This is a genomic window from Kosakonia sp. S42 (genome assembly GCF_016624785.1).
Classification (GTDB): Bacteria; Pseudomonadota; Gammaproteobacteria; order Enterobacterales; family Enterobacteriaceae; genus Kosakonia; species Kosakonia cowanii.
This window is the reverse complement of sequence record NZ_JACVTW010000008.1, coordinates 103634-125448: the sequence shown is the minus strand read 5'-3', so window position 1 is coordinate 125448 and position 21815 is coordinate 103634. Positions and strand designations below refer to the sequence as shown.

The 21815-nt window shown below is 59.1% G+C and carries 15 protein-coding genes; 7 read left to right on the top strand and 8 right to left on the bottom strand.

The features are described 5' to 3' along the window. Positions 1–93: 93 nt before the first annotated feature. Positions 94–2658: an ATP-binding protein gene (locus IAE50_RS12340; protein ID WP_200580375.1), complete on the bottom strand. Its 2565-nt coding sequence runs from the start codon at positions 2656–2658 to the stop codon at positions 94–96. 125 nt (positions 2659–2783) lie between these two features. On the opposite strand from IAE50_RS12340, the gene IAE50_RS12335 reads away from it, so the two are divergent. The 6 genes from IAE50_RS12335 to IAE50_RS12310 are packed head-to-tail and all read left to right on the top strand — an operon-like array spanning position 2784 to position 8896. After that, on the top strand, positions 2784–4307 hold the full coding sequence (locus IAE50_RS12335) for a sugar ABC transporter ATP-binding protein (RefSeq protein ID WP_200580374.1): 1524 nt from the start codon (positions 2784–2786) through the stop codon (positions 4305–4307). A gap of 1 nt (position 4308) precedes the next feature. Continuing rightward, a complete protein-coding gene (locus IAE50_RS12330; RefSeq protein WP_180344267.1) occupies positions 4309–5310 on the top strand; it encodes a ribose ABC transporter permease in 1002 nt (333 codons plus the stop codon). A 40-nt stretch (positions 5311–5350) separates the two neighbouring features. Then, positions 5351–6292 carry an ABC transporter substrate-binding protein gene (locus tag IAE50_RS12325; RefSeq protein WP_200580373.1) on the top strand — a complete coding sequence of 314 codons (942 nt, stop codon included), beginning with the start codon at positions 5351–5353 and terminating at the stop codon, positions 6290–6292. 47 nt (positions 6293–6339) lie between these two features. Further along, positions 6340–7026 (top strand): D-lyxose/D-mannose family sugar isomerase, encoded by a 687-nt coding sequence (locus tag IAE50_RS12320; protein ID WP_023478366.1) that lies wholly within the window; start codon positions 6340–6342, stop codon positions 7024–7026. An 11-nt stretch (positions 7027–7037) separates the two neighbouring features. Further along, positions 7038–7898, top strand: a complete 861-nt coding sequence (locus IAE50_RS12315; RefSeq protein ID WP_023478390.1) for a ketose 1,6-bisphosphate aldolase — start codon at positions 7038–7040, stop codon at positions 7896–7898. Then, the gene (locus IAE50_RS12310) at positions 7898–8896 is read left to right on the top strand and encodes a carbohydrate kinase family protein (protein ID WP_200580372.1); all 999 of its coding nucleotides are present in this window, start codon (positions 7898–7900) and stop codon (positions 8894–8896) included. Before IAE50_RS12315 ends, IAE50_RS12310 begins: the two co-directional genes overlap by 1 nt. A 102-nt stretch (positions 8897–8998) precedes the next feature. On the opposite strand, the gene glgP is transcribed toward IAE50_RS12310, so the two are convergent. From glgP to asd, 6 genes are all read right to left on the bottom strand, one after another. Then, on the bottom strand, positions 8999–11446 hold the full coding sequence (gene glgP, locus IAE50_RS12305) for a glycogen phosphorylase (RefSeq protein ID WP_200580371.1): 2448 nt from the start codon (positions 11444–11446) through the stop codon (positions 8999–9001). 19 nt (positions 11447–11465) lie between these two features. Further along, complete coding sequence (glgA, locus tag IAE50_RS12300; protein WP_200134515.1) at positions 11466–12899, bottom strand: glycogen synthase GlgA; 1434 nt, start codon at positions 12897–12899, stop codon at positions 11466–11468. 91 nt (positions 12900–12990) lie between these two features. Beyond that, positions 12991–14274: a glucose-1-phosphate adenylyltransferase gene (gene glgC, locus IAE50_RS12295; RefSeq protein ID WP_094419145.1), complete on the bottom strand. Its 1284-nt coding sequence runs from the start codon at positions 14272–14274 to the stop codon at positions 12991–12993. Further along, positions 14268–16265, bottom strand: coding sequence for a glycogen debranching protein GlgX (gene glgX, locus IAE50_RS12290; RefSeq protein ID WP_200580370.1), 1998 nt, complete (start codon positions 16263–16265; stop codon positions 14268–14270). The genes glgC and glgX overlap by 7 nt, the downstream gene beginning before the upstream one ends. Further along, complete coding sequence (gene glgB, locus IAE50_RS12285; RefSeq protein ID WP_200580369.1) at positions 16262–18448, bottom strand: 1,4-alpha-glucan branching enzyme; 2187 nt, start codon at positions 18446–18448, stop codon at positions 16262–16264. The genes glgX and glgB overlap by 4 nt, the downstream gene beginning before the upstream one ends. 257 nt (positions 18449–18705) lie before the next feature. Continuing rightward, on the bottom strand, positions 18706–19812 hold the full coding sequence (gene asd, locus IAE50_RS12280; RefSeq protein WP_200580368.1) for an aspartate-semialdehyde dehydrogenase: 1107 nt from the start codon (positions 19810–19812) through the stop codon (positions 18706–18708). 172 nt (positions 19813–19984) lie between these two features. On the opposite strand from asd, the gene IAE50_RS12275 reads away from it, so the two are divergent. Next, complete coding sequence (locus tag IAE50_RS12275; RefSeq protein ID WP_023478474.1) at positions 19985–20578, top strand: YhgN family NAAT transporter; 594 nt, start codon at positions 19985–19987, stop codon at positions 20576–20578. Positions 20579–20838: 260 nt separating this feature from the next. On the opposite strand, the gene IAE50_RS12270 is transcribed toward IAE50_RS12275, so the two are convergent. Continuing rightward, the gene (locus IAE50_RS12270; RefSeq protein WP_200580367.1) at positions 20839–21570 is read right to left on the bottom strand and encodes a response regulator; all 732 of its coding nucleotides are present in this window, start codon (positions 21568–21570) and stop codon (positions 20839–20841) included. Positions 21571–21815 lie beyond the last annotated feature (245 nt).

Sequence of the window (21815 nt, the reverse complement as noted above, 5' to 3'; positions counted from 1 at the left end):
CGTGAGGGAGTCACTATCCTTAAGGCAAATAATCTATCGGGCGACAGGCGTCCCGGCAAGCCAGCTTTTTATCACCCTGTGAGCGCCGTCACCTCACACCGCAATGCGTTGCAGAGCCTGCGCCAGCTGCGCGCGGGTGAAGGGCTTGCGTAACAGTTCGACCTCCGGCAGCGCCGGGTTGTGGGCAGGGCGCAGATCCTGACCGCTGATCAGCAGCATCGGCAAGTTTGGTGCATGCTGGCGAGCGGCGGCAATCACCTCCGCACCGCTTAAGCGCCCCGGCAGCATTAAGTCGCTGATCAGCGCGCCAATCTCGGTGGAAGCCGCAAGCATCTGTAGCGCCGCGTCACCGTTTTCCGCCTCCAGCGTCAGGTAGCCCAGCTCGTGAAGCTGCTCGCACAGGGTCTGGCGCACGTCGGCTTCATCCTCCAGCACCAGAATCAGCGTGTCGCTGCGCACATGGCGCGCATCGCTGGCCGGTTCAGCGCTGCTCACCGCTGGCAGGGTGGCGCGCGGTAGCTGTAAACGCACCGTGGTGCCCTGCCCTGGGTTGCTTTCAATCTCCACCCGCCCGCCGGACTGACGCACAAAGCCGTAAACCATCGACAAGCCCAGCCCGCTGCCGCTGCCGGTCTGTTTAGTGGTGAAGAAGGGTTCAAACACCCGCGCCTTGACCTCCTGCGACATGCCGCAGCCGCTGTCGATCACCTCCAGCGCCACCATATCCTGCCTGCGCCCGTCGGTGCGGGTAACGCGCTGGTTCCAGGTGCGCACTTTGATCACGCCCGTTTGTCCCTCCATCGCATCACGGGCGTTCATCACCAGGTTGATGATGGCGTTCTCCAGTTGCCCGACGTCGATCCACGCTGGCCAGGCGGCGTGCTGCGCTTCAATCTCAAGGGTCAGCGTTGAGGGGAGCGAGTGGCGCAGCAGCTCGTCGAGATTCTCCAGCAGCGCCTGCATCTCTACCGCGTGCGGGTGGAGCGACTGTTTGCGTGAGAAGGCCAGCAGCCGCTGGGTGAGCAGCGCACCGCGCTCGGCGGCTTTCAGCGCGCGTGAGATGCGCGCTGCGTCCGGCGAGTCGGTTGCGGCCAGCTCCAGGCTGCCAATAATCACCGCCAGCAGGTTATTAAAATCGTGCGCCAGCCCGCCGGTAAGCTGGCCGACCGCTTTCATCTTCTGGCTGTGCAGCAGCGCCTCCTCCAGCCCTTTGCGCTCGGTACGATCCAGCACCACGTTGACCATCCCGCGCCCCGGCACCGGGCTGAAGCGCAGCTCAATGGTGCGGTTATCCGCCAGCCGCAGCTCCTGGGTTAACGGCAGCGGGCGCGCCAGGTTCTCCTGCACATGGCCGGGAAGATCGCTCACCTGGCGCAGCAGGCTGTGGTAGTGCTGACCGCGCCGCAGCGGCTCCTCGCCGAGGCCCAACAGCAGCGGATATTGCGGGTTCCACACCACCAGGCAGCCCTGGTTATCAAACAGCGCAAAGCCGTCGCGCATGGCATGAAAGGTGGTCTCCAGCTGCGTGCTTTTCTCTTTCAAAAGCGTGGAGGTGTGCTCCAGCGAGGCGGTGTTACGGGCAAAGACGTTAAAGGCGCGCGCCAGTTCGCCTAATTCGTCGCGCCGTTGCAGCGCAGGCACCGAAACATTCGATTCCCCGCGCGCCAGCCGCGACATGGCGCGTGAAATGGCGGTCAGGTTCGATCCCAGATTGCGGTAGATATACCAACCGGCGCAGGCGGTGATCGCCAGCGCCAGTAGCGCAAACAGGCTGATAAAGATGCTGATGGAGCGCATCTCCTGGTGGCTCTGGGCGGTGCGCTGTTCAGAGGCCTGCGCCACTTCCGCCACATACTGGTTGATATCGTTATTAAGCAGCGCGCCCAGCGCTTTGATATGAAACATCGACCAGGTGATCGCCAGATCGCTCTCCTCCAGCTGGCCCGCAAGCGGCATCAGCTTGTTAAGCTCAGCCTGAAAATCGGGCAGGATAAAATCGAGCAGCGGATCGCCCGCCCGCGTCGGGAGCTGGCCGACAATCTCCGCCAGTTGCGCCAGCGTGGCGCGCGGCGACGGCGTCTGAATGGCGGCGAGAAGCAATCTGTCCATCTCACTCAGCAGGCGCGGGTCGGGGGTGTTCAGCCCGTCGCGCGCGGCGATGGTCTGTAAATGGCGTAAATAACTCTGATTCTGGTAGAGGGAGCTAAGCAGCGCGTTGCGCTCAAGGTGGCGGCGCTGCCCGCGCTCCAGCATCTCTGTGACGCTCTGCTGTAACGCCTGGCTGCGGCGGGTGATCTGCGCCACCAGCTGCGGTTCGAGCCGCGCCAGCGGCGCGTTTGCTAACTGCGTTAATGAGCGTTGCAGCGCGCTTTGCGTCGCTTTCAGCCGCTCCGCCTCCCCTTTGTACTCCTGCGCGCCAACCACCTGCGATAAGCGTACCGCAGCGGTGGCGACGCTGGCGGTATCGCGCGCGAGGTTCATGCTGGCGGTCATATCATCCAGCGTCTGCTGCTGCACCTGCTCCTGCAACTGGCTGGCATGGCGAAAGCCGAGCACCGCTACGGCGCAGACCATTAACGTCACCGCCACCACCAGCACATTGAAAAAGAGCAGTCGCCCGCGGGCGCTGGTGAAAAAGGGGTTGGCGCGATAGGGCATAGCGGCTCCGGGAGAGGTCACAACAGTGGCGTGGCGCCACTATGACAAATATGAACAGCTTCTGACATTCTCCATTTACCAACGTGTGATGAAGTGCGTAAATCGTCACTCGCAGGAGCTTCGTCATGCCTAATGTGCCCGTGCTGGAGATGCGTAATATTGCCAAAGTGTTCGGCAAGTTTTACGCCCTCAAAGGGGTGGACCTGACGGTCTGGCCCGGCGAGATCCATGCCTTAATGGGAGAGAACGGTGCCGGCAAAAGCACGCTGATGAAGATCCTCGCCGGGGCCTACAGCGCCACCAGCGGCGAGATCCTGATCGACGGCAAGCCTCACACCATTCGCGGGCCAAAAGACGCCCTTGCCGCCGGGATCACCCTCATCTATCAGGAAATGCAGCTCGCGCCCAACTTAACGGTGGCGGAGAACATCTTTCTCGGTAGCGAAATCGCACGCGGCGGGCTGGTGCAGCGCAAAACTATGGCGGCACAGGCGCAGGCGGTGATTGACCGTCTTGGTGCCAATTTCAGCGCCACCGACCGGGTGATGAAGCTGACCATCGCCGAGCAGCAGCAGGTAGAGATCGCCCGCGCCCTGCACCGCAACAGCCGTATTCTGGTGATGGATGAACCCACCGCCGCCCTCTCCTCCCGTGAAACTCACCGCCTGTTTGAACTGATCATGCGCCTGCGCGATGAGGGGATGGCAATTATCTATATCAGCCACCGTATGGCGGAAGTGTATGAACTTTCGGATCGCGTCAGCGTGCTGCGCGACGGCCAGTATGTGGGCAGCCTGACGCGCGACAACCTCAACGCCGCCGAACTGGTGCGCATGATGGTCGGGCGACCGCTCAGCGATCTGTTTAATAAAGCGCGCGATATCACCCCCGGCAAACCGCGTCTTACCGTTCACCATCTCACCGATGGCGGCAAGATCCAGCCGGTCAGCCTGCAGGTGCGCGCCGGTGAAATTGTCGGCCTTGCCGGGCTGGTCGGTGCCGGGCGATCCGAACTGGCGCAGCTGATTTTCGGCGTGCGCAAAGCGACCGGCGGCATGATTGAGATCGATGGCGAACCGGTAGTGATCCACTCCCCGCGCGCGGCGATCGATCTTGGCATCGGCTTTTTGACCGAGAACCGCAAAGAGCAGGGGCTGTTCCTTGAACTGGCAGCGCAGGAGAACATCACCATGGCGACGCTGGAGCGCGATGCGTTGTGGGGCATGCTGAACCGCAAAAAGGCGCAAACCCTCTCCGATGACGCGATCAAATTACTCAATATTCGCGTGCCGCACGCGCAGGTGCGGGCGGGCGGTTTGTCCGGCGGCAACCAGCAAAAACTGCTTATCTCGCGCTGGGTGGCAATTGGCCCACGCATCCTGATCCTTGATGAGCCGACGCGCGGCGTTGATGTCGGCGCGAAGAGCGAGATCTACCGGATCATGAACCAGATGGCGCGCGAAGGGGTGGCGATCCTGATGATCTCCAGCGAACTGCCGGAGGTGGTCGGCATGAGCGACCGCGTCTATGTGATGCGCGAAGGCACTATCGCCGGCGAGTTGCAGGGCGAGGCTATCACCCAGGAAGAGATTATGACGCTGGCGACCGGCGTTAACGACACCCATCACCAGGCGGTACACCATGACTGAAATGAAACCACACCCGGCCACCACGCCGCAGCAGGAGGCCAAATCCGCCTCCGCCAAAAAAGTGCTGATGGGCGATCTGATGCAAACCGTCGGCATCCTGCCGATTCTCATCCTGATCGTCGCGGTTTTTGGCTTTATCGCGCCGAACTTCTTTACCGAAAGCAACCTGCTCAATATTACCCGCCAGGCGTCGATCAACATCGTGCTGGCGGCAGGCATGACCTTCATCATTCTGACCGGCGGAATTGACCTTTCGGTTGGCTCGATCCTCGGCACCACGGCGGTGGCGGCGATGGTGGTATCGCTGATGCCAGAGCTGTCGATGCTCTCGGTGCCCGCTGCGCTGATGCTCGGCCTGCTGCTCGGTCTGTTTAACGGCGCGCTGGTCGCCTTTGCCGGGCTACCGCCCTTTATCGTCACGCTCGGCACCTATACGGCGCTGCGCGGCGCGGCCTATCTGCTGGCGGATGGCACCACGGTAATCAACTCCGATATCAGCTTTGAGTGGATCGGCAATAACTATCTCGGCCCGGTGCCGTGGCTGGTGGTGATCGCGCTGGCGGTGATTGCGGTGTGCTGGTTTATTCTGCGCCGCACCACGCTCGGCGTTCATATCTACGCGGTCGGCGGCAACATGCAGGCAGCGCGCCTTACCGGCATCAAAGTGTGGCTGGTTTTGCTCTTCGTCTACGGCATTAGCGGGCTGCTCTCCGGCCTTGGCGGGGTGATGAGCGCCTCGCGCCTTTACAGCGCCAACGGCAACCTTGGCATGGGCTACGAGCTGGATGCGATTGCGGCGGTCATTCTCGGCGGCACCAGTTTTGTCGGCGGTATCGGCACCATCACCGGCACGCTGGTCGGCGCGTTAATCATCGCCACCCTTAACAACGGCATGACGCTAATGGGCGTCTCCTACTTCTGGCAACTGGTGATCAAAGGGGCGGTGATCATCATAGCGGTGCTGATTGACAAATACCGTACCCGACACCATCAGGCAGCATAATAAAACCCTACAAAACAGCAACATAAGTGAGGATTACAGCATGCGTCTTAAACCTCTTGTCACCGCGCTCTGCGCCACGGCCCTGCTCGCCGCGACGCCGTTCGTCCAGGCGAAAGAACTGAAATCTATCGGCGTTACGGTGGGTGATCTCGCCAACCCTTTCTTTGTGCAGATCACCAAAGGCGCGGAGCTGGAAGCGCGCAAGCTGGCGGGCGATAAGGTCAAAGTGACGCTGGTCTCCAGCGGCTACGACCTCGGTCAGCAGGTCGGCCAGATTGATAACTTTATCGCGGCGAAGGTCGACATGATCATCCTCAACGCCGCGGATTCAAAAGGCATCGGCCCGGCGGTTAAGCGGGCGAAAGAAGCTGGCATTGTAGTGGTGGCGGTGGACGTGGCGGCAGAAGGTGCCGATGCGACAATCACCTCCGATAACACCCAGGCGGGTGAAATGGCCTGTAAATACATCACCGATCGCCTGAAAGGCAAAGGCAATGTGGTGATCATCAACGGGCCGCCGGTTTCCGCAGTACAGAACCGTGTCGAAGGGTGCCAGACCGAATTTAAACGTCACCCGGATATCAAGGTGCTCTCTGATAACCAGAACGCCAAAGGCAGCCGCGAAGGCGGGCTGGAAGTGATGACCTCCCTGCTGGCCGCCAACCCGAAAATCGACGGCGTGTTCGCAATTAACGATCCGACAGCGATCGGGGCCGATCTGGCAGCCAAACAGGCACAACGTAACGAGTTCTTTATCGTTGGTGTCGACGGCAGCCCGGATGGTGAAGAGGCGCTGAAGCGTAAGAACTCGCTGTTTGTTGCCACCCCGGCGCAGGATCCGCAGGTGATGGCGGCGCGCGCGGTGGAGATTGGTTACGACATTCTGCAAGGCAAGCCCGCGCCGAAAGAGCCGGTGCTGATCCCGGTGACGCTGATCGATAAGCAGAGCGTCGCCAACTACAAAGGCTGGACGGTGAAATAAGCCCTCTCCCTCCCCGCACGGGAGGGAAAGCGCGATACGGAGAGACGATGAAACGCTCTGCCATTAATGACATTCTCGGCCACACACGGCAGTTCTTCTCGAAGCACGACGTACATCTGCCGCCTTTTGCCAGTTTTGCGCCGACCCAGTGGCGCGAGCTGGATCATGAGGCGTGGCGAGAAGTATTCGAGCTAAAGCTGGGGTGGGATGTCACCGCCTTTGGCGGCGACAACTTCTACGCCGAGGGGCTGACGCTCTTTACCCTGCGCAACGGCTCGCCGGACGGCGCGCCTTTTGCCAAGTGCTATGCAGAGAAGATCATGCATGTGCGCGACGGGCAGCTAACGCCAATGCATCTGCACTGGCGCAAGCGCGAGGACATCATTAATCGCGGCGGCGGAAACTTAATTATTGAACTGTGGAACGCGGATGCGCAGCACCAGACTGACAGCAGCGACGTTACCGTGGTCATCGATGGCTGCCGACACACGCACGCGGCGGGCAGCCAGCTGCGCCTCTCACCAGGGGAAAGCATTTGTGTCACACCGGGGCTTTATCATAGCTTTTGGGGCGAGCCGGGGTTTGGCGATGTGCTGGTCGGCGAGGTTTCATCGGTTAACGATGACCAGCACGACAACCACTTCCTCAACCCGGCGAACCGCTTTAGCGACGTGCTGGAGGATGAACCGGCACATCTGGTGCTCTGTAATGAGTACTCACTCTTTTTAGGGTAAAGGAGGCGGTTATGCCCATGATCTCTCTCGCCGCAGGGCTGGCGCACGCGCGCGAGCACCACTACGCCTTAGGCGCATTTAACGTGCTCGACTCCCACTTTCTGCGCGCGCTGTTCGCCGCCGCCAAGCGGGAGCGCTCGCCGTTTATTATCAATATTGCCGAGGTGCACTTTAAGTATGTTTCGCTGGAGTCGCTGGTCGAAGCGGTGAAGTTTGAAGCCGCGCGCAGCGATATTCCGGTGGTGCTTAACCTCGATCACGGCCTGCATTTTGAGTCGGTAGTGCGCGCCCTGCGCCTCGGTTTCAGTTCGGTTATGTTCGACGGCTCCGCGCTGGAGTATGAAGAGAATATTCGCCAGACGCGGGAAGTGGTGAAGATGTGCCACGCCGTGGGCGTCTCGGTAGAGGCGGAATTAGGCGCGGTTGGCGGCGATGAGGGCGGCGCGCTGTATGGTCACGCCGATGAAGCCTGCTTTACCGATCCGGCGCTGGCGCGGGAGTTTGTCGATCGCACCGGCATCGACACGCTGGCGGTCGCCATCGGTAATGCGCACGGCAAATATAAGGGCGAACCGAAGCTCGATTTCGCCCGCCTCGACGCCATTCGCCAGCAGACCGGCCTGCCGCTGGTGCTGCATGGCGGTTCGGGCATCAGCGATGAGGATTTTCGTCGCGCCATTTCGCTTGGCATTCATAAAATCAATTTCTATACCGGCATGTCGCAGGCGGCGCTCGGTGCCATTGAGCAGCGTATGGCAGATCGCCAGCCGCTGTATGATGAGTTCGCCCAGCTGCTGCTCAGTGTTGAAGAGGCGATTGCCGATACGGTGGCCGGGCAGATGCGCATCTTCGGCAGCGCGGGGCAGTGCTGATGGCCCGCCACGGGGTTATCGCCGCCGGCAATATGCTGGTGGATCATGTGCATCATATTGCCCAGTGGCCGGAGCGCGGCTGGCTGGCGGAGATTGTCCAGAGCGAACGCTCGACGGGCGGCGCGCCGCTTAATGTGCTGCTGACGCTGGCGAAAATGCACGTTGGCCTGCCGCTGCAGGCGGTCGGGCTGGTGGGCGAAGATGGCGACGGCGACTACATTATGGCGATGCTCGATCAGTACCATGTCAATCGCCAGCATGTGCAGCGCACCCCTTCCGCCCCCACCTCGATGTCGCAGGTGATGACCGATCCCTCCGGTCAGCGCACCTTTTTTCACTCGCCCGGTGCCAACCGGCTGCTGGATATCGACGCCTTTGAGATGCTTAACGGCGAGATGAAGATTTTCCATCTCGGCTATCTGCTGCTGCTCGACAGCCTTGATAAAGCTGATGAGGAGTACGGCACGCGCAGCGCGCGGCTGCTGGCGCAGATGCGCGAGCAGGGGTTTGAGACCTCGCTCGATCTGGTGTCGCGCAAAGGCGACCCGCGCTATAAACCGCTGGTGCTGCCCTGCCTGCCGCACCTGGATTATCTGGTGATCAACGAGTTAGAAGCGGGCGAGTTCAGCGGGCTGGCGATGCGTACCGCGCAGGATAAGCCCCACGTTGAGAATATTGGCCGCGCGGCGGCGCAGCTTTTGGCGGCAGGGGTTAAACAGCGGGTTGTCATCCATTGCCCGGAAGGGGCGTGGGGTGAAACACCGGATGAAGCCGGAGCGTGGATCCCGTCGCGGATGTTAAGCCAGGCGGAGATTGTCGGCAGCGTCGGAGCAGGAGATGCCTTTTGCGCCGGGTTTTTATACGGTTGCCACGAAGCGTGGCCGTTAGCGCACAGCATTCAGTTAGCCCATGCCTGCGCTCGCGCCAGCTTGTTGTGTGCCAACGCCATCGACGGCGCGAAAACCCTCGAAGAGTTACAGCTTGATATCGCGGTTTAGACCTTCGTCGATCGGGAAGTTGTAGGCCGGATAAGCGTCAGCGCCATCCGGCATGGGGTGCCACATTCAGCACACCGCCGGATGGCGACTACGCCGTTTCAGCTAAAGCCGCACCGGCTTGATGTTCCAGATATGCTCCGCGTACTCCTGGATCGTGCGGTCAGAGGAGAAGTAGCCCATGTTGGCGATATTGCGCATCGCTTTAGTGGTCCACTCTTCCGGATGCTGATAGAGCGCATCCACTTTATCCTGACAGTCGACATAGCTGCGGAAATCCGCCAGCACCTGGTAGTGGTCGCCAAAGTTAATCAGCGAATCGACCAGATCGCGGTAGCGTCCCGGATCCTGCGGGTTAAACAGACCGGTGGCGATCTGCGTTAACACCTGGTGCAGCTCTTCATCTTTTTCATAGTACTCGCGCGGTTTGTAGCCCTGACGACGCAGCTCTTCCACCTCATCCGCGGTGTTACCAAAGATAAAGATATTCTCCTCGCCGACGTGATCCAGCATCTCCACATTCGCGCCATCCAGCGTGCCGATAGTCAACGCGCCGTTAAGGGCAAACTTCATGTTACTGGTGCCCGACGCTTCGGTACCCGCCAGCGAGATCTGCTCGGAAAGATCCGCCGCCGGAATGATCACCTGCGCAAGGCTGACGCTGTAGTTGGGGATAAAGACCACTTTCAGCTTATCGCCGATATCGGGATCGTTGTTGATCACCTGCGCGACATCGTTGATGAGGTGAATAATATGCTTCGCCATGTAGTAGGCTGAAGCGGCTTTACCGGCAAAGATATTGACGCGCGGCACCCACTCCGCCGTCGGATCGGCCTTGATCCGGTTATAGCGGGTGATGACGTGCAGCACATTCATCAGCTGACGTTTGTACTCATGAATACGTTTGATCTGCACATCGAACAGCGCTTTCGGGTTAACCACCACATTAAGCTGCTGGGCGATCACCGTCGCCAGCCGCTTTTTGTTCTCCAGCTTGGCATGGCGCACCGCCTGGTTCACCGTCGGGAAGTCGATATGCTGCTCAAGCTCGCTCAACTGGCTGAGATCGGTACGCCAGGTGCGGCCGATATGCTCATCCAGCACTTCAGAGAGCGACGGGTTAGCCAGCGCCAGCCAGCGGCGCGGCGTCACGCCGTTGGTGACGTTAAGGAAGCGCATCGGGAAGATGGCGGCGAAATCGGCAAACAGCGACTGCACCATCAGGTTAGAGTGCAGCTCCGACACGCCATTCACTTTATGGCTCACAACCACTGCCAGCCACGCCATACGCACACGGCGACCGCTTGACTCATCAATGATCGACGTGCGGCTCAGCAGCTCGATATCGTTCGGGTGCTGCTCCTGCAATGTCTTCAGGAAGTAGTCGTTAATTTCGAAAATGATTTGCAGATGGCGCGGCAGAATTTTGCCGAGCATCTCAACCGGCCACGTCTCCAGCGCTTCGCTCATCAACGTATGGTTGGTGTAGGAGAAGACCTGGCAGGTCACTTCAAACGCCTCGTCCCAGTCGAACTTATGCTCGTCAATCAGCAGACGCATCAGTTCCGGGATCGACAACACCGGGTGGGTGTCGTTGAGGTGAATGGCGATTTTGTCCGCCAGATTGCTGTAGGTCTGATGCAGCTGGAAGTGGCGATGCAGAATATCCTGCACCGTCGCCGAGACCAGGAAGTACTCCTGGCGCAGACGCAGCTCGCGCCCGGAGTAAGTCGAGTCATCCGGGTAGAGCACGCGGGAGACGTTCTCGGAGTGGTTCTTATCCTCCACCGCCGCGAAGTAGTCGCCCTGGTTGAATTTACCGAGGTTAATCGCGCTACTGGCCTGCGCGTTCCACAAACGCAGCGTATTGGTCGCGTCTGTGTCATAGCCGGGGATAATCTGGTCGTAGGCCACCGCGAGGATCTCTTCGGTTTCAACCCAGCGGCTCTTTCTCCCCTCCTGCTGAATACGCCCGCCAAACCGCACTTTGTAGCGCGTGTTGTGGCGTTTGAACTCCCACGGGTTGCCATACTCCAGCCAGTAATCGGGGGACTCTTTCTGACGCCCCTCGACGATGTTCTGTTTGAACATGCCGTAATCATAGCGAATGCCGTAGCCGCGCCCCGGCAGCCCGAGGGTCGCCAGCGAATCGAGGAAGCAGGCTGCCAGCCGCCCGAGGCCGCCGTTACCTAAGCCGGGATCGTTCTCTTCGTCGATCAGCTCTTCAAGGTCGAGGCCCATCTCATCCAGCGCGTTTTTCACATCCTCATAAATTCCGAGCGAGAGCAGCGCGTTGGAGAGCGTACGGCCAATCAGGAACTCCATGGACAGGTAGTAGACCTGGCGCACCTCCTGCGAGAGCTGCGCGCGGGTGGAACGCAGCCAGCGCTCCACCAGCCGATCGCGAACGGCAAACAGCGTGGCGTTCAGCCACTCATGTTTGTTAGCGATAACCGGATCTTTACCGATCGTGAACATCAGTTTATAGGCAATCGAGTGTTTCAATGCCTCGACACTTAGTGTCGGTGAAGCATAGGTAAACGGAGCATTCATATGCGTGATTCCTGGAAAACTATTTCAACCGAGTGTAAAGATCGCGGTATGACTGCGCTGCGACCTGCCAGCTAAAATCCATTGCCATTGCCTGGCGCTGAACAAAACGCCACAGCGAAGGACGGGACCACAATACGAAAGCACGACGAATCGCGCGAAGCAACGCTAATGCGTTGCTGTCCTCAAAAACAAACCCGCTGGCCACGCCGTCGGCGAGGTTCTCCAGCGAGCTGTCAGAGACAGTATCGGCTAACCCGCCGGTGCGTCGTACCAGCGGCAGGGTGCCATATTTCAGACCATAGAGCTGCGTTAACCCGCACGGCTCAAAGCGGCTCGGCACCAGAATCACATCCGCGCCGCCCATAATGCGGTGCGAAAAGGCTTCGTGGTAGCCAATCTGCACGCCCACCTGGCCGGGGTGCTCTGCCGCTGCGGCGAGGAAACCCTCTTGCAACACTGGATCGCCCGCGCCGAGCAGCGCTAACTGACCGCCCTGCTCCAGCAAGCCGGGCAGCGCTTCCAGCACCAGATCGAGCCCTTTCTGGCTGGTTAAACGGCTCACCACCGCAAACAGCGGCACTTTGTCGTTCACCTTCAGTCCCATGGCGATCTGCAACTGGCGTTTGTTCTCCGCCTTCTCCTCCAGCGTGTCACGCGTGTAGCGCGCGCCGAGCAGCAGGTCGGTGGCCGGGTCCCAAATCTTCTCGTCAACGCCGTTGAGAATACCGCTCAGGCGGCCCTCTTTCTGGCGCTGGCGCAGTAACCCTTCCATACCATACGCATATTGCGGTTCGGTGATCTCCCGCGCGTAGGTCGGGCTGACGGCGGTGATGTGATCCGCGTAGTAGAGCCCCGCTTTCAGGAAGGAGATCTGGCCGTTGAACTCCAGCCCGTGCATGTTAAAGAAGGACCATGGCAGATCGATGTCATCCATATGCTGCGCATAAAACATGCCCTGGTAGGCAAGGTTATGCACGGTAAACACCGATTTTGCCGAGTGATCTTTCAGCGACATATAGGCTGGCGTCAGACCGGCGTGCCAGTCGTGCGCATGCACGATGTCCGGCCGCCAGAAGGGATCGAGGCCACAGGCCATTTCACTGCCGACCCAGCCGAGCAGCGCAAAACGCAGCACGTTATCGGTATAGGCAAACAGGTTGGTGTCATGGTAAGGGCTGCCGGGGCGCTCATAGAGGTGCGGCGCATCGATCATGTAGATCCCCACCCCGTTGAAGTGGCCGAAGAGCAGAGAGATCTTGCCGGCGAAGGTATCGCGGCGGGAGATCACTTTTGCGTCGGTTACACCACGGCGAATATCCGGGAACGCAGGCAGCAGAACGCGCGTATCTACCCCATCGGCAATTTGTGCCGCGGGCAGCGCGCCAATCACGTCCGCCAGACCACCGGTCTTCAGCAACGGAAACATCTCAGAACATACATGTAAAACCTGCATTATCGCTCCTGTCAAAACCGTTCGGCTCGCGTTGCCGTTCACGGAAAAACAGCACGCGGACCCCTTCCGCGCAAGGATGTAAGTGGTGCTTTCAACCTTGTAATTTGCGCAGCATTTCGCGCGTAACCAGCACAATGCCCTCTTCCGATCGGTAGAAGCGTCGTGCGTCTTCTTCTGCGTTTTCGCCAATCACCGTGCCTTCCGGTATCTCGCAGGCTCTGTCGATAATGCAGCGGCGCAGGCGGCAAGAGCGCCCGACCCAGACATCCGGCAGCAGAACCGCCGAGTCGATATTGCAAAATGAGTTGATGCGTACGCGGGAGAAAAGCACCGACTGCACAACAACCGATCCTGAAATAACGCAGCCGCCGGAAACCAGCGAGTTCAACGTCATGCCATGGCTGCCGGATCTGTCCTGCACGAATTTCGCCGGCGGCAATGATTGATTATAGGTACGGATAGGCCAGTTTTGATCGTACATGTCCAGTTCGGGCATGACCGAGGCCAGATCCAGGTTGGTTTTCCAGTAGGCTTCCAGCGTGCCGACGTCGCGCCAGTAAGGCTCGGAATTCGGGTCGGATTGCACGCAGGACAAGGGGAAAGGATGGGCAAACGCCATACCGGATTTGACGATTTGCGGAATAATATCTTTACCGAAATCGTGGCTGGAATTTTCGTTTTTATCGTCCGCTTCCAGCAGATCGTAGAGGTACTCGGCGTCAAAAATATAGATGCCCATACTGGCGAGCGCGCGGGTCTCATCGCCCGGCATGCTCGGCGGATTGGACGGTTTCTCGACGAAGTCGATCACTTTGTCGTTCTCATCGACCGCCATCACGCCGAACGCGGTGGCTTCATGCACCGGCACCGGTAAACAGGCCACCGTACACTGCGCGCCCTTCTCAACGTGGTCGAGCAGCATGCGCGAGTAGTCCTGTTTATAGATATGGTCACCGGCGAGGATGACGATGTACTCCGCGCCGTAGCGGCGAATAATATCGAGGTTCTGCGTGACCGCATCGGCGGTGCCGCGATACCAGTTTTCGCCATGAACGCGCTGCTGGGCAGGCAGCAGATCGACAAACTCGTTCATCTCGTTATTGAAAAAAGACCAGCCGCGCTGGATGTGCTGAATCAGCGTGTGGGACTGATACTGGGTGATAACGCCGATGCGGCGGATGCCTGAGTTGATGCAGTTGGAGAGCGCAAAGTCGATGATGCGGAATTTGCCGCCGAAGTGGACGGCGGGCTTGGCGCGTTTTTTGGTTAAATCTTTCAGGCGTGTGCCACGTCCACCCGCCAGAATCAGGGCGACGGATTTTAACGGCAGCTGGCGCGCCAACATTGTAGGGTCGTTCTTATCTAATCTCACCATGACTGACTCCGTTTATCTGACCGCTGAAAGAGGCACACGCCGTGCTGTGGTGCCTGCCAGACAGTTATCACCACCGGATTCTCTTCTCCGGCAAAGGGCGACAGGGCATGCCAGTCGCCGGTCGGTAACGCTATTTCCGCCAATTCAGAGGTGGCGTTCATCACAAGTAAGTAGTTATTCGATAACAGGATTTGCAGGCGAGGCGCCCCCTCCTGCCACTCCTGCGGCGTTAATGGCCGCCCATGCTGATTAAGCCAGGCGACGTTGCCGTCACCCTCTTCCCACCACGCATCGTCCGTCAGCGCGGCGATGTGCGACCGCGCTTTAATAAGCGCAGCAGTAAAGTCGATTAACCCGCGATCCGCCTGGCGCCAGTCGAGCCAGGTCAGCGCGTTATCCTGGCAGTAGGCGTTATTGTTCCCATGCTGGCTGTGGCCCATCTCGTCGCCCGCCAGCAGCATCGGTGTCCCCTGCGACAGCAGCAGCGTCGCCAGCAGCGCATGCTGACTTGCGCGCCGACGCGCCATCACATCGGCGCTGGCATCCAGCCCTTCAACACCGTGGTTGAAACTGTGGTTATCGTTAGTGCCGTCGCGGTTATCTTCCCCGTTGGCCTGGTTGTGCTTGTGGTTAAAGCTGACGCAGTCACGCAGCGTAAAACCGTCATGGGCCGTCACCAGATTGACCGTCGCCGACGGCAGGCGTCCGTTGCGTTTAAAGAGATCGCTGGAGGCGGCAAAGCGCCCGGCAAACGCGCCCATTGGCAGTGACTCCGTCAGCCAGAAGCGGCGCGCGGCGTCGCGGAAATGGTCATTCCACTCGGCAAAAGGTGCGGGGAAATTGCCCACCTGATAGCCGCCTTCACCGATGTCCCACGGCTCAGCAATCAGCTTCAAATCGCGCAGCAACGGATCGTTTTGAATCGCCGCAAACAGCGGTGCCTGCGGGTTAAATTCCGGTGTGCGCCCCATTACCGGGGCAAGATCAAAGCGGAAGCCGTCAATGTGAAACGTCTCGACCCAGTAGCGCAGGCAGGCGTGGGCATACTCCACCACCCCAGGCTGGCTTAAATTGAGGGTGTTACCGCAGCCGGTCCAGTTGTGGTAATCGCCATCTTCGCTGATCCAATAGTAGCTACGGTTGTCGATTCCGCGCTGGCTGAAGGTCGGGCCGGCAAGGTCCGTCTCAGCGCTGTGGTTAAGCACAATATCGAGGATCACTTCGATGCCCGCTTCGTGCAGCGCTTTCACCGCCGCGCGGAACTCGTTAATCTCCTGCTCAGGATCGTGGGCGTAAGCCGGATGCAGCGCAAAAAGCGCCAGCGGGTTGTAGCCCCAGTAGTTACTCAGCCCGAGGCGTTGCAGGCGCTGCTCGTGAGCAAAATGGGCGATGGGCAGCAGTTCGAGGGCGGTGATGCCCAGCTGTTTAAACCAGGCGATCATCACCGGATGCGCGAGCGCTTTATAGGTGCCGCGGATCTCGTGCGGAATGTCCGGGTGCAGCCAGGTCAGCCCTTTGACATGGGCTTCATAAATGACGCTATTGCCCCACGGCGTGCGCGGCGCTTTATCCTCTTCCCAGTCAAACGCGTCGTTGACCACCACGCTGCGTAAGCCGAGCGGCGCGCTGTCGTGGGGATCGGGTTGGTCAAAACCGGCGTGGAACAGCGGGCTATCTACCGCCTCGCCCTCCACGCGCCGCGCGCAGGGATCGAGCAGCAGTTTCGCCGGGTTAAAGCGGTGCCCCTGCGCCGGTTGCCACGGGCCATGCACGCGATAACCGTAGCGCTGGCCCGCTTTCGCGCCGGGAAGAAAACCGTGCCAGATATCGCCCGTGCGCGCCGGGAGATCGACGCGCTGCTCATTGCCTTCGGCGTCGAACAGGCACAGCTCCACGCGCTCAGCATGGGCTGAGAAGAGGCTAAAGTTGACGCCCCCGCTCTGCACTTCTGCGCCGAGCGGGCTCGCGGAGCCGGCCGTCAGGGAGATCATTCCCCCTCCCGCACCAGCCAGATTGTGCCGAGCGGCGGCAGGTTGAGCAGCAGCGAGTTGTCACGCCCGCGGTTGGCAATCTCGTCGCTCTGCACCAGGCCACCGTTGCCGGTGTTGCTGCCGTGGTAGTGCATCGAGTCGCTGTTCAACACTTCGCGCCAGCGTCCCGGCTGGTTGATACCGAGGCGGTATCCCGGACGCGAGACCGGCGTAAAGTTGCTGACGACGATAATTTCGTTGCCTGCTTTGTCGCGGCGGACAAAAGCAAACACTGACGCTTCTTCATCATCTACCACCAGCCACTCGAAGCCGTAGGAGTCAAAGTCCATTTCATGCAGCGGCTTATGGTGACGATAGAGGGTGTTCATATCGCGCACCAGGCGCTGTACGCCGTGATGCCAGTTGTCGTCACCTTCCAGCAGATGCCAGTCGAGGCTGCTGTCGTGGTTCCACTCGCGGCCCTGAGCAAACTCGCAGCCCATAAACATCAGTTTCTTGCCGGGGAAGGCCCACATCCAGGCGTAATAGGCGCGCAGGTTGGCGAACTTCTGCCACGCGTCGCCCGGCATACGATCGAGAATCGACTTCTTGCCGTGCACCACTTCGTCATGGGAGAGCGGCAGAATAAAGTTCTCGGTGTGGTTGTAGACCATGCCGAAGGTGAGCTTATGGTGGTGATACTTGCGGTAGATCGGGTCGAGCTTCATATAGTCGAGCGTGTCGTGCATCCAGCCGAGGTTCCACTTGTACCAGAAGCCAAGACCGCCGCCTGATGGCGGGCGCGACACGCCGGGGAAATCCGTCGACTCTTCTGCCATCGTCACTGCGCCCGGGGCCAGCTCGCCGATAATGCGGTTGGTGTCGCGCAGGAACTTAATCGCTTCGAGGTTTTCGCGGCCGCCATATTCGTTTGGCACCCACTCGCCCTCTTTGCGGCTGTAATCGCGGTAGATCATCGACGCCACCGCATCGACGCGCAGCGCGTCAATGCCGAAGCGTTCAATCCAGTAGAGGGCGTTACCGACCAGGTAGTTGCTCACTTCCCGGCGGCCATAGTTGTAAATCAGCGTGTTCCAGTCCTGATGATACCCTTCGCGCGGATCGCTGTGCTCGTAGAGGTGCGTGCCGTCAAACTCTGCCAGACCAAAATCATCGGACGGGAAGTGGCCCGGCACCCAGTCGAGGATCACGCCAAGACCGGCGGCATGCGCGGTATGGATAAAGTGCAGGAAGTCGTCGCGCGTGCCGAAACGGCGCGTCGGCGCATACATCCCGGTAGGCTGATAACCCCAGCTGCCATCAAACGGATGTTCGTTGATCGGCAGCAGTTCAAGGTGGGTAAAGCCCATCCACTTGGCGTAAGGCACCAGTTGGTCGGCTAATTCACGGTAGCTGAGCCAGAAGTTGTTATCCGTATGGCGTCGCCAGGAGCCAAGATGCACCTCATAAATACTGATAGGCGCATCGAAATTATTCGCCTGCTTGCGCTCTTCGCTCTGCGTTTTTTTACCCGGCAGACCGCAAATCAGCGAGGCGCTGTCGGGGCGCATCTGCGCTTCGAAGGCGTAAGGGTCAGATTTGATACGCAAATGACCGTTCGCATCGAGTAATTCGAATTTATAGAGCTGGCCGTTGAGCGCGCCGGGAATAAATAACTCCCAGATACCGCTTTCGCGGCGCAGGCGCATCGGGTGACGGCGGCCATCCCAGAAGTTGAACTGACCGACCACCGACACGCGCCGCGCGTTCGGTGCCCAGACGGAGAAGCGCGTGCCGACGACGCCATCCATCGTATCGGCGTGGGCACCCAGGGTCTCATAGGGACGCAGGTGGGTGCCTTCACTCAGCAGCCAGGCATCCATCTCCTGAATTAATGGGCCGAAACGGTAAGGGTCATCAATCAGATTCTGTTGGCCGTGCCAGAAGACGGCAAACTGATAATTAAAGGGATTTTTGCGGCGCGGCACGATGCCGCTGAAAAAGCCGCGGGAGTCGATACACTCCAGTTTTGCCACTTTACGCCCGGTTTTGGTTTCAATCACCCACACTTCCGTGGCGTCGGGTAAAAGGGCGCGAACTTCCAGACCCGCATCGGTACGGTGCATTCCGAGAACAGAAAATGGATCGGCAAAATGGCCGACAATAAGCGCATTAATCACGTCTTTATCAACATGAACAGACATGGTTCTCATCCTGTTGTTGTGTTATCGCCTCTTCCACCGCCATTGCGTGCGGTTGCGATACTCTTTTGAACCTGAACGGTGCCGCACGTCATGTGCAATCTGATTGCTCCGTTCCACTTTCAGGCAAAATGTAAGACACCCAGCCTAAAGCATAGCCAACGCTTTCAGACTTCTGGGAAAATAAACGCCCATCTTTTAATTTCATTTAAAAAGATCAAAAAAAAGGGTGCCGAAGCACCCTTATAAGGAGGATTGTTCTACGCCAGCTGGCGCAGCATGCGTCGCAGCGGCTCTGCGGCACCCCAGAGTAACTGGTCGCCGACGGTAAAGGCGGAGAGGTACTCCGGCCCCATGTTCAGCTTGCGCAGACGGCCAACCGGAGTGGTCAGCGTGCCGGTGACGGCGGCAGGCGTCAGCTCGCGCATCGAGATCTCACGATCGTTCGGCACCACTTTCGCCCACGGGTTGTGTGCCGCCAGCAGCTCTTCGATAGTCGGGATAGAAACATCTTTTTTCAGTTTGAGGGTGAAGGCCTGGCTGTGGCAGCGCAGCGCGCCGATGCGCACGCAGAGGCCATCAACCGGAATGGCTGACGCGGGGTTAAGAATTTTGTTGGTTTCCGCCTGCCCTTTCCACTCTTCACGGCTCTGGCCGTTATCGAGCTGTTTGTCGATCCATGGGATCAGGCTACCGGCCAGCGGCACGCCGAAGTTCTCGGTGCTGAGATCGCCGCTGCGGGTCAGCGCCGTCACTTTGCGTTCAATATCGAGAATGGCCGAGGCCGGGTTTTCCAGTTCGGTAGCCACGTGGTGATGCAGCTGGCCCATCTGCGTCAGCAGTTCACGCATATGGCGCGCACCGCCGCCAGACGCGGCCTGGTAAGTGGCGACCGATACCCACTCGATGAGATCGTTGGCGAACAGGCCGCCGAGGGACATCAGCATCAGGCTGACGGTACAGTTACCGCCGACAAAGGTTTTGATGCCTTTATTCAGCCCGTCGGTGATGACGTCCTGGTTTACCGGGTCGAGAATAATGATCGCGTCATCTTTCATGCGCAGCGACGAAGCGGCATCAATCCAGTAACCCTGCCAACCGCTTTCACGAAGCTTTGGATAGATTTCGTTGGTATAATCGCCGCCCTGGCAGGTGACAATGATGTCGAGCGCCTTCAGCGCCTCCAGATCGAACGCATCCTGAAGGGTGCCGGTCGCCTGGCCTGCAAACGCGGGCGCGGGCTGGCCGAGCTGGGAAGTAGAGAAAAAAACAGGGCGAATGGCGTCAAAATCATGCTCTTCAACCATGCGTTGCATGAGGACGGAGCCGACCATACCGCGCCAGCCGATAAAACCAACATTTTTCATAACGAGTTCCTGCGAAGATGTGTGCTGTGTATGCGAGCCAGCGATAACTGGACATCGCTCCACATTACAAAATGCAGCCAAAGTCGCAAGTGAAATTAATCAATGATCGCCACTGCGTTAGAAATGCCGCTAATTACGCCATTTTCGCCGCAAATGTCCGGAATAATAATCAATGAATGAAATCATCTCTGCCGCCGTATTGTTGATATTAATAATGGATCCGCTGGGCAACCTGCCGATATTTATGTCGGTGTTAAAACACACCGAGCCAAAACGCCGCCGCGCGATTATGATCCGCGAGCTGCTTATTGCGCTGCTGGTGATGTTTATTTTCCTCTTCGCCGGCGAGAAAATTCTTTCTGTCCTCAGCCTGCGCGCCGAAACGGTGTCGATCTCCGGCGGCATTATTCTCTTTTTGATTGCTATCAAGATGATTTTCCCCAGCCCAACCGGCAGTAGCTCTGGCCTGCCCGCCGGGGAGGAGCCGTTTATCGTGCCGCTGGCGATCCCGCTGGTTGCTGGCCCGACGCTGCTGGCGACGCTGATGCTGCTGTCGCATCAATACCCGAATCAGATGGGGCATTTAGTGATTGCGCTGCTGATCGCCTGGGGCGGCACGGTGGCGATTCTGTTGCAGTCGTCGCTCTTTTTGCGCCTGCTGGGCGAGAAAGGGGTGAACGCGCTGGAGCGGTTGATGGGGCTGATCCTGGTGATGCTCGCCACGCAGATGTTCCTCGACGGCATCCGCATGTGGATGAAAGGGTAACGGGTAACGATTGCCGGATGGGGTTGCTGAAGCGGCCCAAGACGGAGAAGGCGTAGCCGCCATCCGGCGGTGTGCTCCATGCGGCACCGCATGCCGGATGGCGCTGCGCTTATCCGGCCTACAAAACCGATATGGTGCGAGATTGTATGATTGCCGCATTTCGTTCGGTGTTACTGGAACGGCATGTGCCGGATGGGGTTCGGTGTTACTGGAACGGCGTAGGCCGGATAAGGCGCAGCCGCCATCCGGCAAAAAAGAGCCTAGGCGGCTTTCTCGCCCTGCACGACATCGGCGGCAAACACATACCCCAGGCCGCGCAGCGTTTTGATAAGCGCTGGCTGATGCGGGTTGACCTCAATCTTGCGCCGCAGGCGCATAATCAACACATCAATGGTGCGGTCAAACACCTCCACACTTTCACTGTGCGTCAGGGTTAAAAGCTGCTCGCGGTTCAGCACGCGCCGCGCATTTTGCACCAGCGCCAGCAGCAGGCTGTACTCCCCTTGCGTTAAATCGACTACCTGCTGCTGCGGGTTGATCAACTCACAGCGTATCGGGTCAAGATGCCAGCCGTTAAACGCAAAACCACCGCTTTTCGCTGGAGCTGTTTCAGCCGCCAGTACGCCGGTACGGCGCAGCACGGCGTTGACGCGCGCCACCAGCACGCGGGCGTTAAACGGTTTGCCGATATAGTCATCCGCGCCCATCTCCAGGCCGACCACCACATCCGCTTCGCTGCCCATCCCCGTCAGCATCACTACCGGCAGCGCAGGGCGAATTTTTTGCAACTGCTGCAATACGCGCAGGCCATTGATATCGGGCAGCACCATATCCAGCAGCACCAGCGCAATCTCCGGGTGCTGCGCGCAAAGCGTGATCGCATCCAGTCCGTTATGGCAAAGATGAACCGTAAAGACGTGCTCGCTCAGCACATCCTCCAGCAGCGCACATACCGCTGTATCGTCATCTACCACCAGGATCGCAGGTTTCATTATTCGCTTCCACAGGCTCGCGTTACTCACTCTTATCTATTCTGTTGGCTGCCTTTAATAAATGCAGTGAATAAATGCTGATTTTTTAAGCGCGGTCACATCCCCCTCGCCTTTCGACACGTCACATTTGACGATGGACTGCGCTTCGTCACTATTTTGCTCGCTTTTGCGCCGTAATATCCCCTCACGCCCCTCTGCATTGCGATGGCATAAAAGATGCATAACCGGGAGCGACAGCGGAAACG

Bases quoted from the DNA above. Each gene is read 5' to 3' on its own strand.
- IAE50_RS12315 (WP_023478390.1), top strand. From the start codon at position 7,038: ATGCCCATGATCTCTCTCGCCGCAGGGCTGGCGCACGCGCGCGAGCAC.
- IAE50_RS12340 (WP_200580375.1), bottom strand. From the start codon at position 2,658: ATGCCCTATCGCGCCAACCCCTTTTTCACCAGCGCCCGCGGGCGACTG.
- glgB (WP_200580369.1), bottom strand. From the start codon at position 18,448: ATGTCTGTTCATGTTGATAAAGACGTGATTAATGCGCTTATTGTCGGC.
- glgA (WP_200134515.1), bottom strand. From the start codon at position 12,899: ATGCAGGTTTTACATGTATGTTCTGAGATGTTTCCGTTGCTGAAGACC.
- IAE50_RS12335 (WP_200580374.1), top strand. From the start codon at position 2,784: ATGCCTAATGTGCCCGTGCTGGAGATGCGTAATATTGCCAAAGTGTTC.
- asd (WP_200580368.1), bottom strand. From the start codon at position 19,812: ATGAAAAATGTTGGTTTTATCGGCTGGCGCGGTATGGTCGGCTCCGTC.
- IAE50_RS12325 (WP_200580373.1), top strand. From the start codon at position 5,351: ATGCGTCTTAAACCTCTTGTCACCGCGCTCTGCGCCACGGCCCTGCTC.
- IAE50_RS12320 (WP_023478366.1), top strand. From the start codon at position 6,340: ATGAAACGCTCTGCCATTAATGACATTCTCGGCCACACACGGCAGTTC.
- glgC (WP_094419145.1), bottom strand. From the start codon at position 14,274: ATGGTGAGATTAGATAAGAACGACCCTACAATGTTGGCGCGCCAGCTG.
- IAE50_RS12275 (WP_023478474.1), top strand. From the start codon at position 19,985: ATGAATGAAATCATCTCTGCCGCCGTATTGTTGATATTAATAATGGAT.
- IAE50_RS12310 (WP_200580372.1), top strand. From the start codon at position 7,898: ATGGCCCGCCACGGGGTTATCGCCGCCGGCAATATGCTGGTGGATCAT.
- IAE50_RS12270 (WP_200580367.1), bottom strand. From the start codon at position 21,570: ATGAAACCTGCGATCCTGGTGGTAGATGACGATACAGCGGTATGTGCG.
- glgX (WP_200580370.1), bottom strand. From the start codon at position 16,265: ATGATCTCCCTGACGGCCGGCTCCGCGAGCCCGCTCGGCGCAGAAGTG.
- IAE50_RS12330 (WP_180344267.1), top strand. From the start codon at position 4,309: ATGAAACCACACCCGGCCACCACGCCGCAGCAGGAGGCCAAATCCGCC.
- glgP (WP_200580371.1), bottom strand. From the start codon at position 11,446: ATGAATGCTCCGTTTACCTATGCTTCACCGACACTAAGTGTCGAGGCA.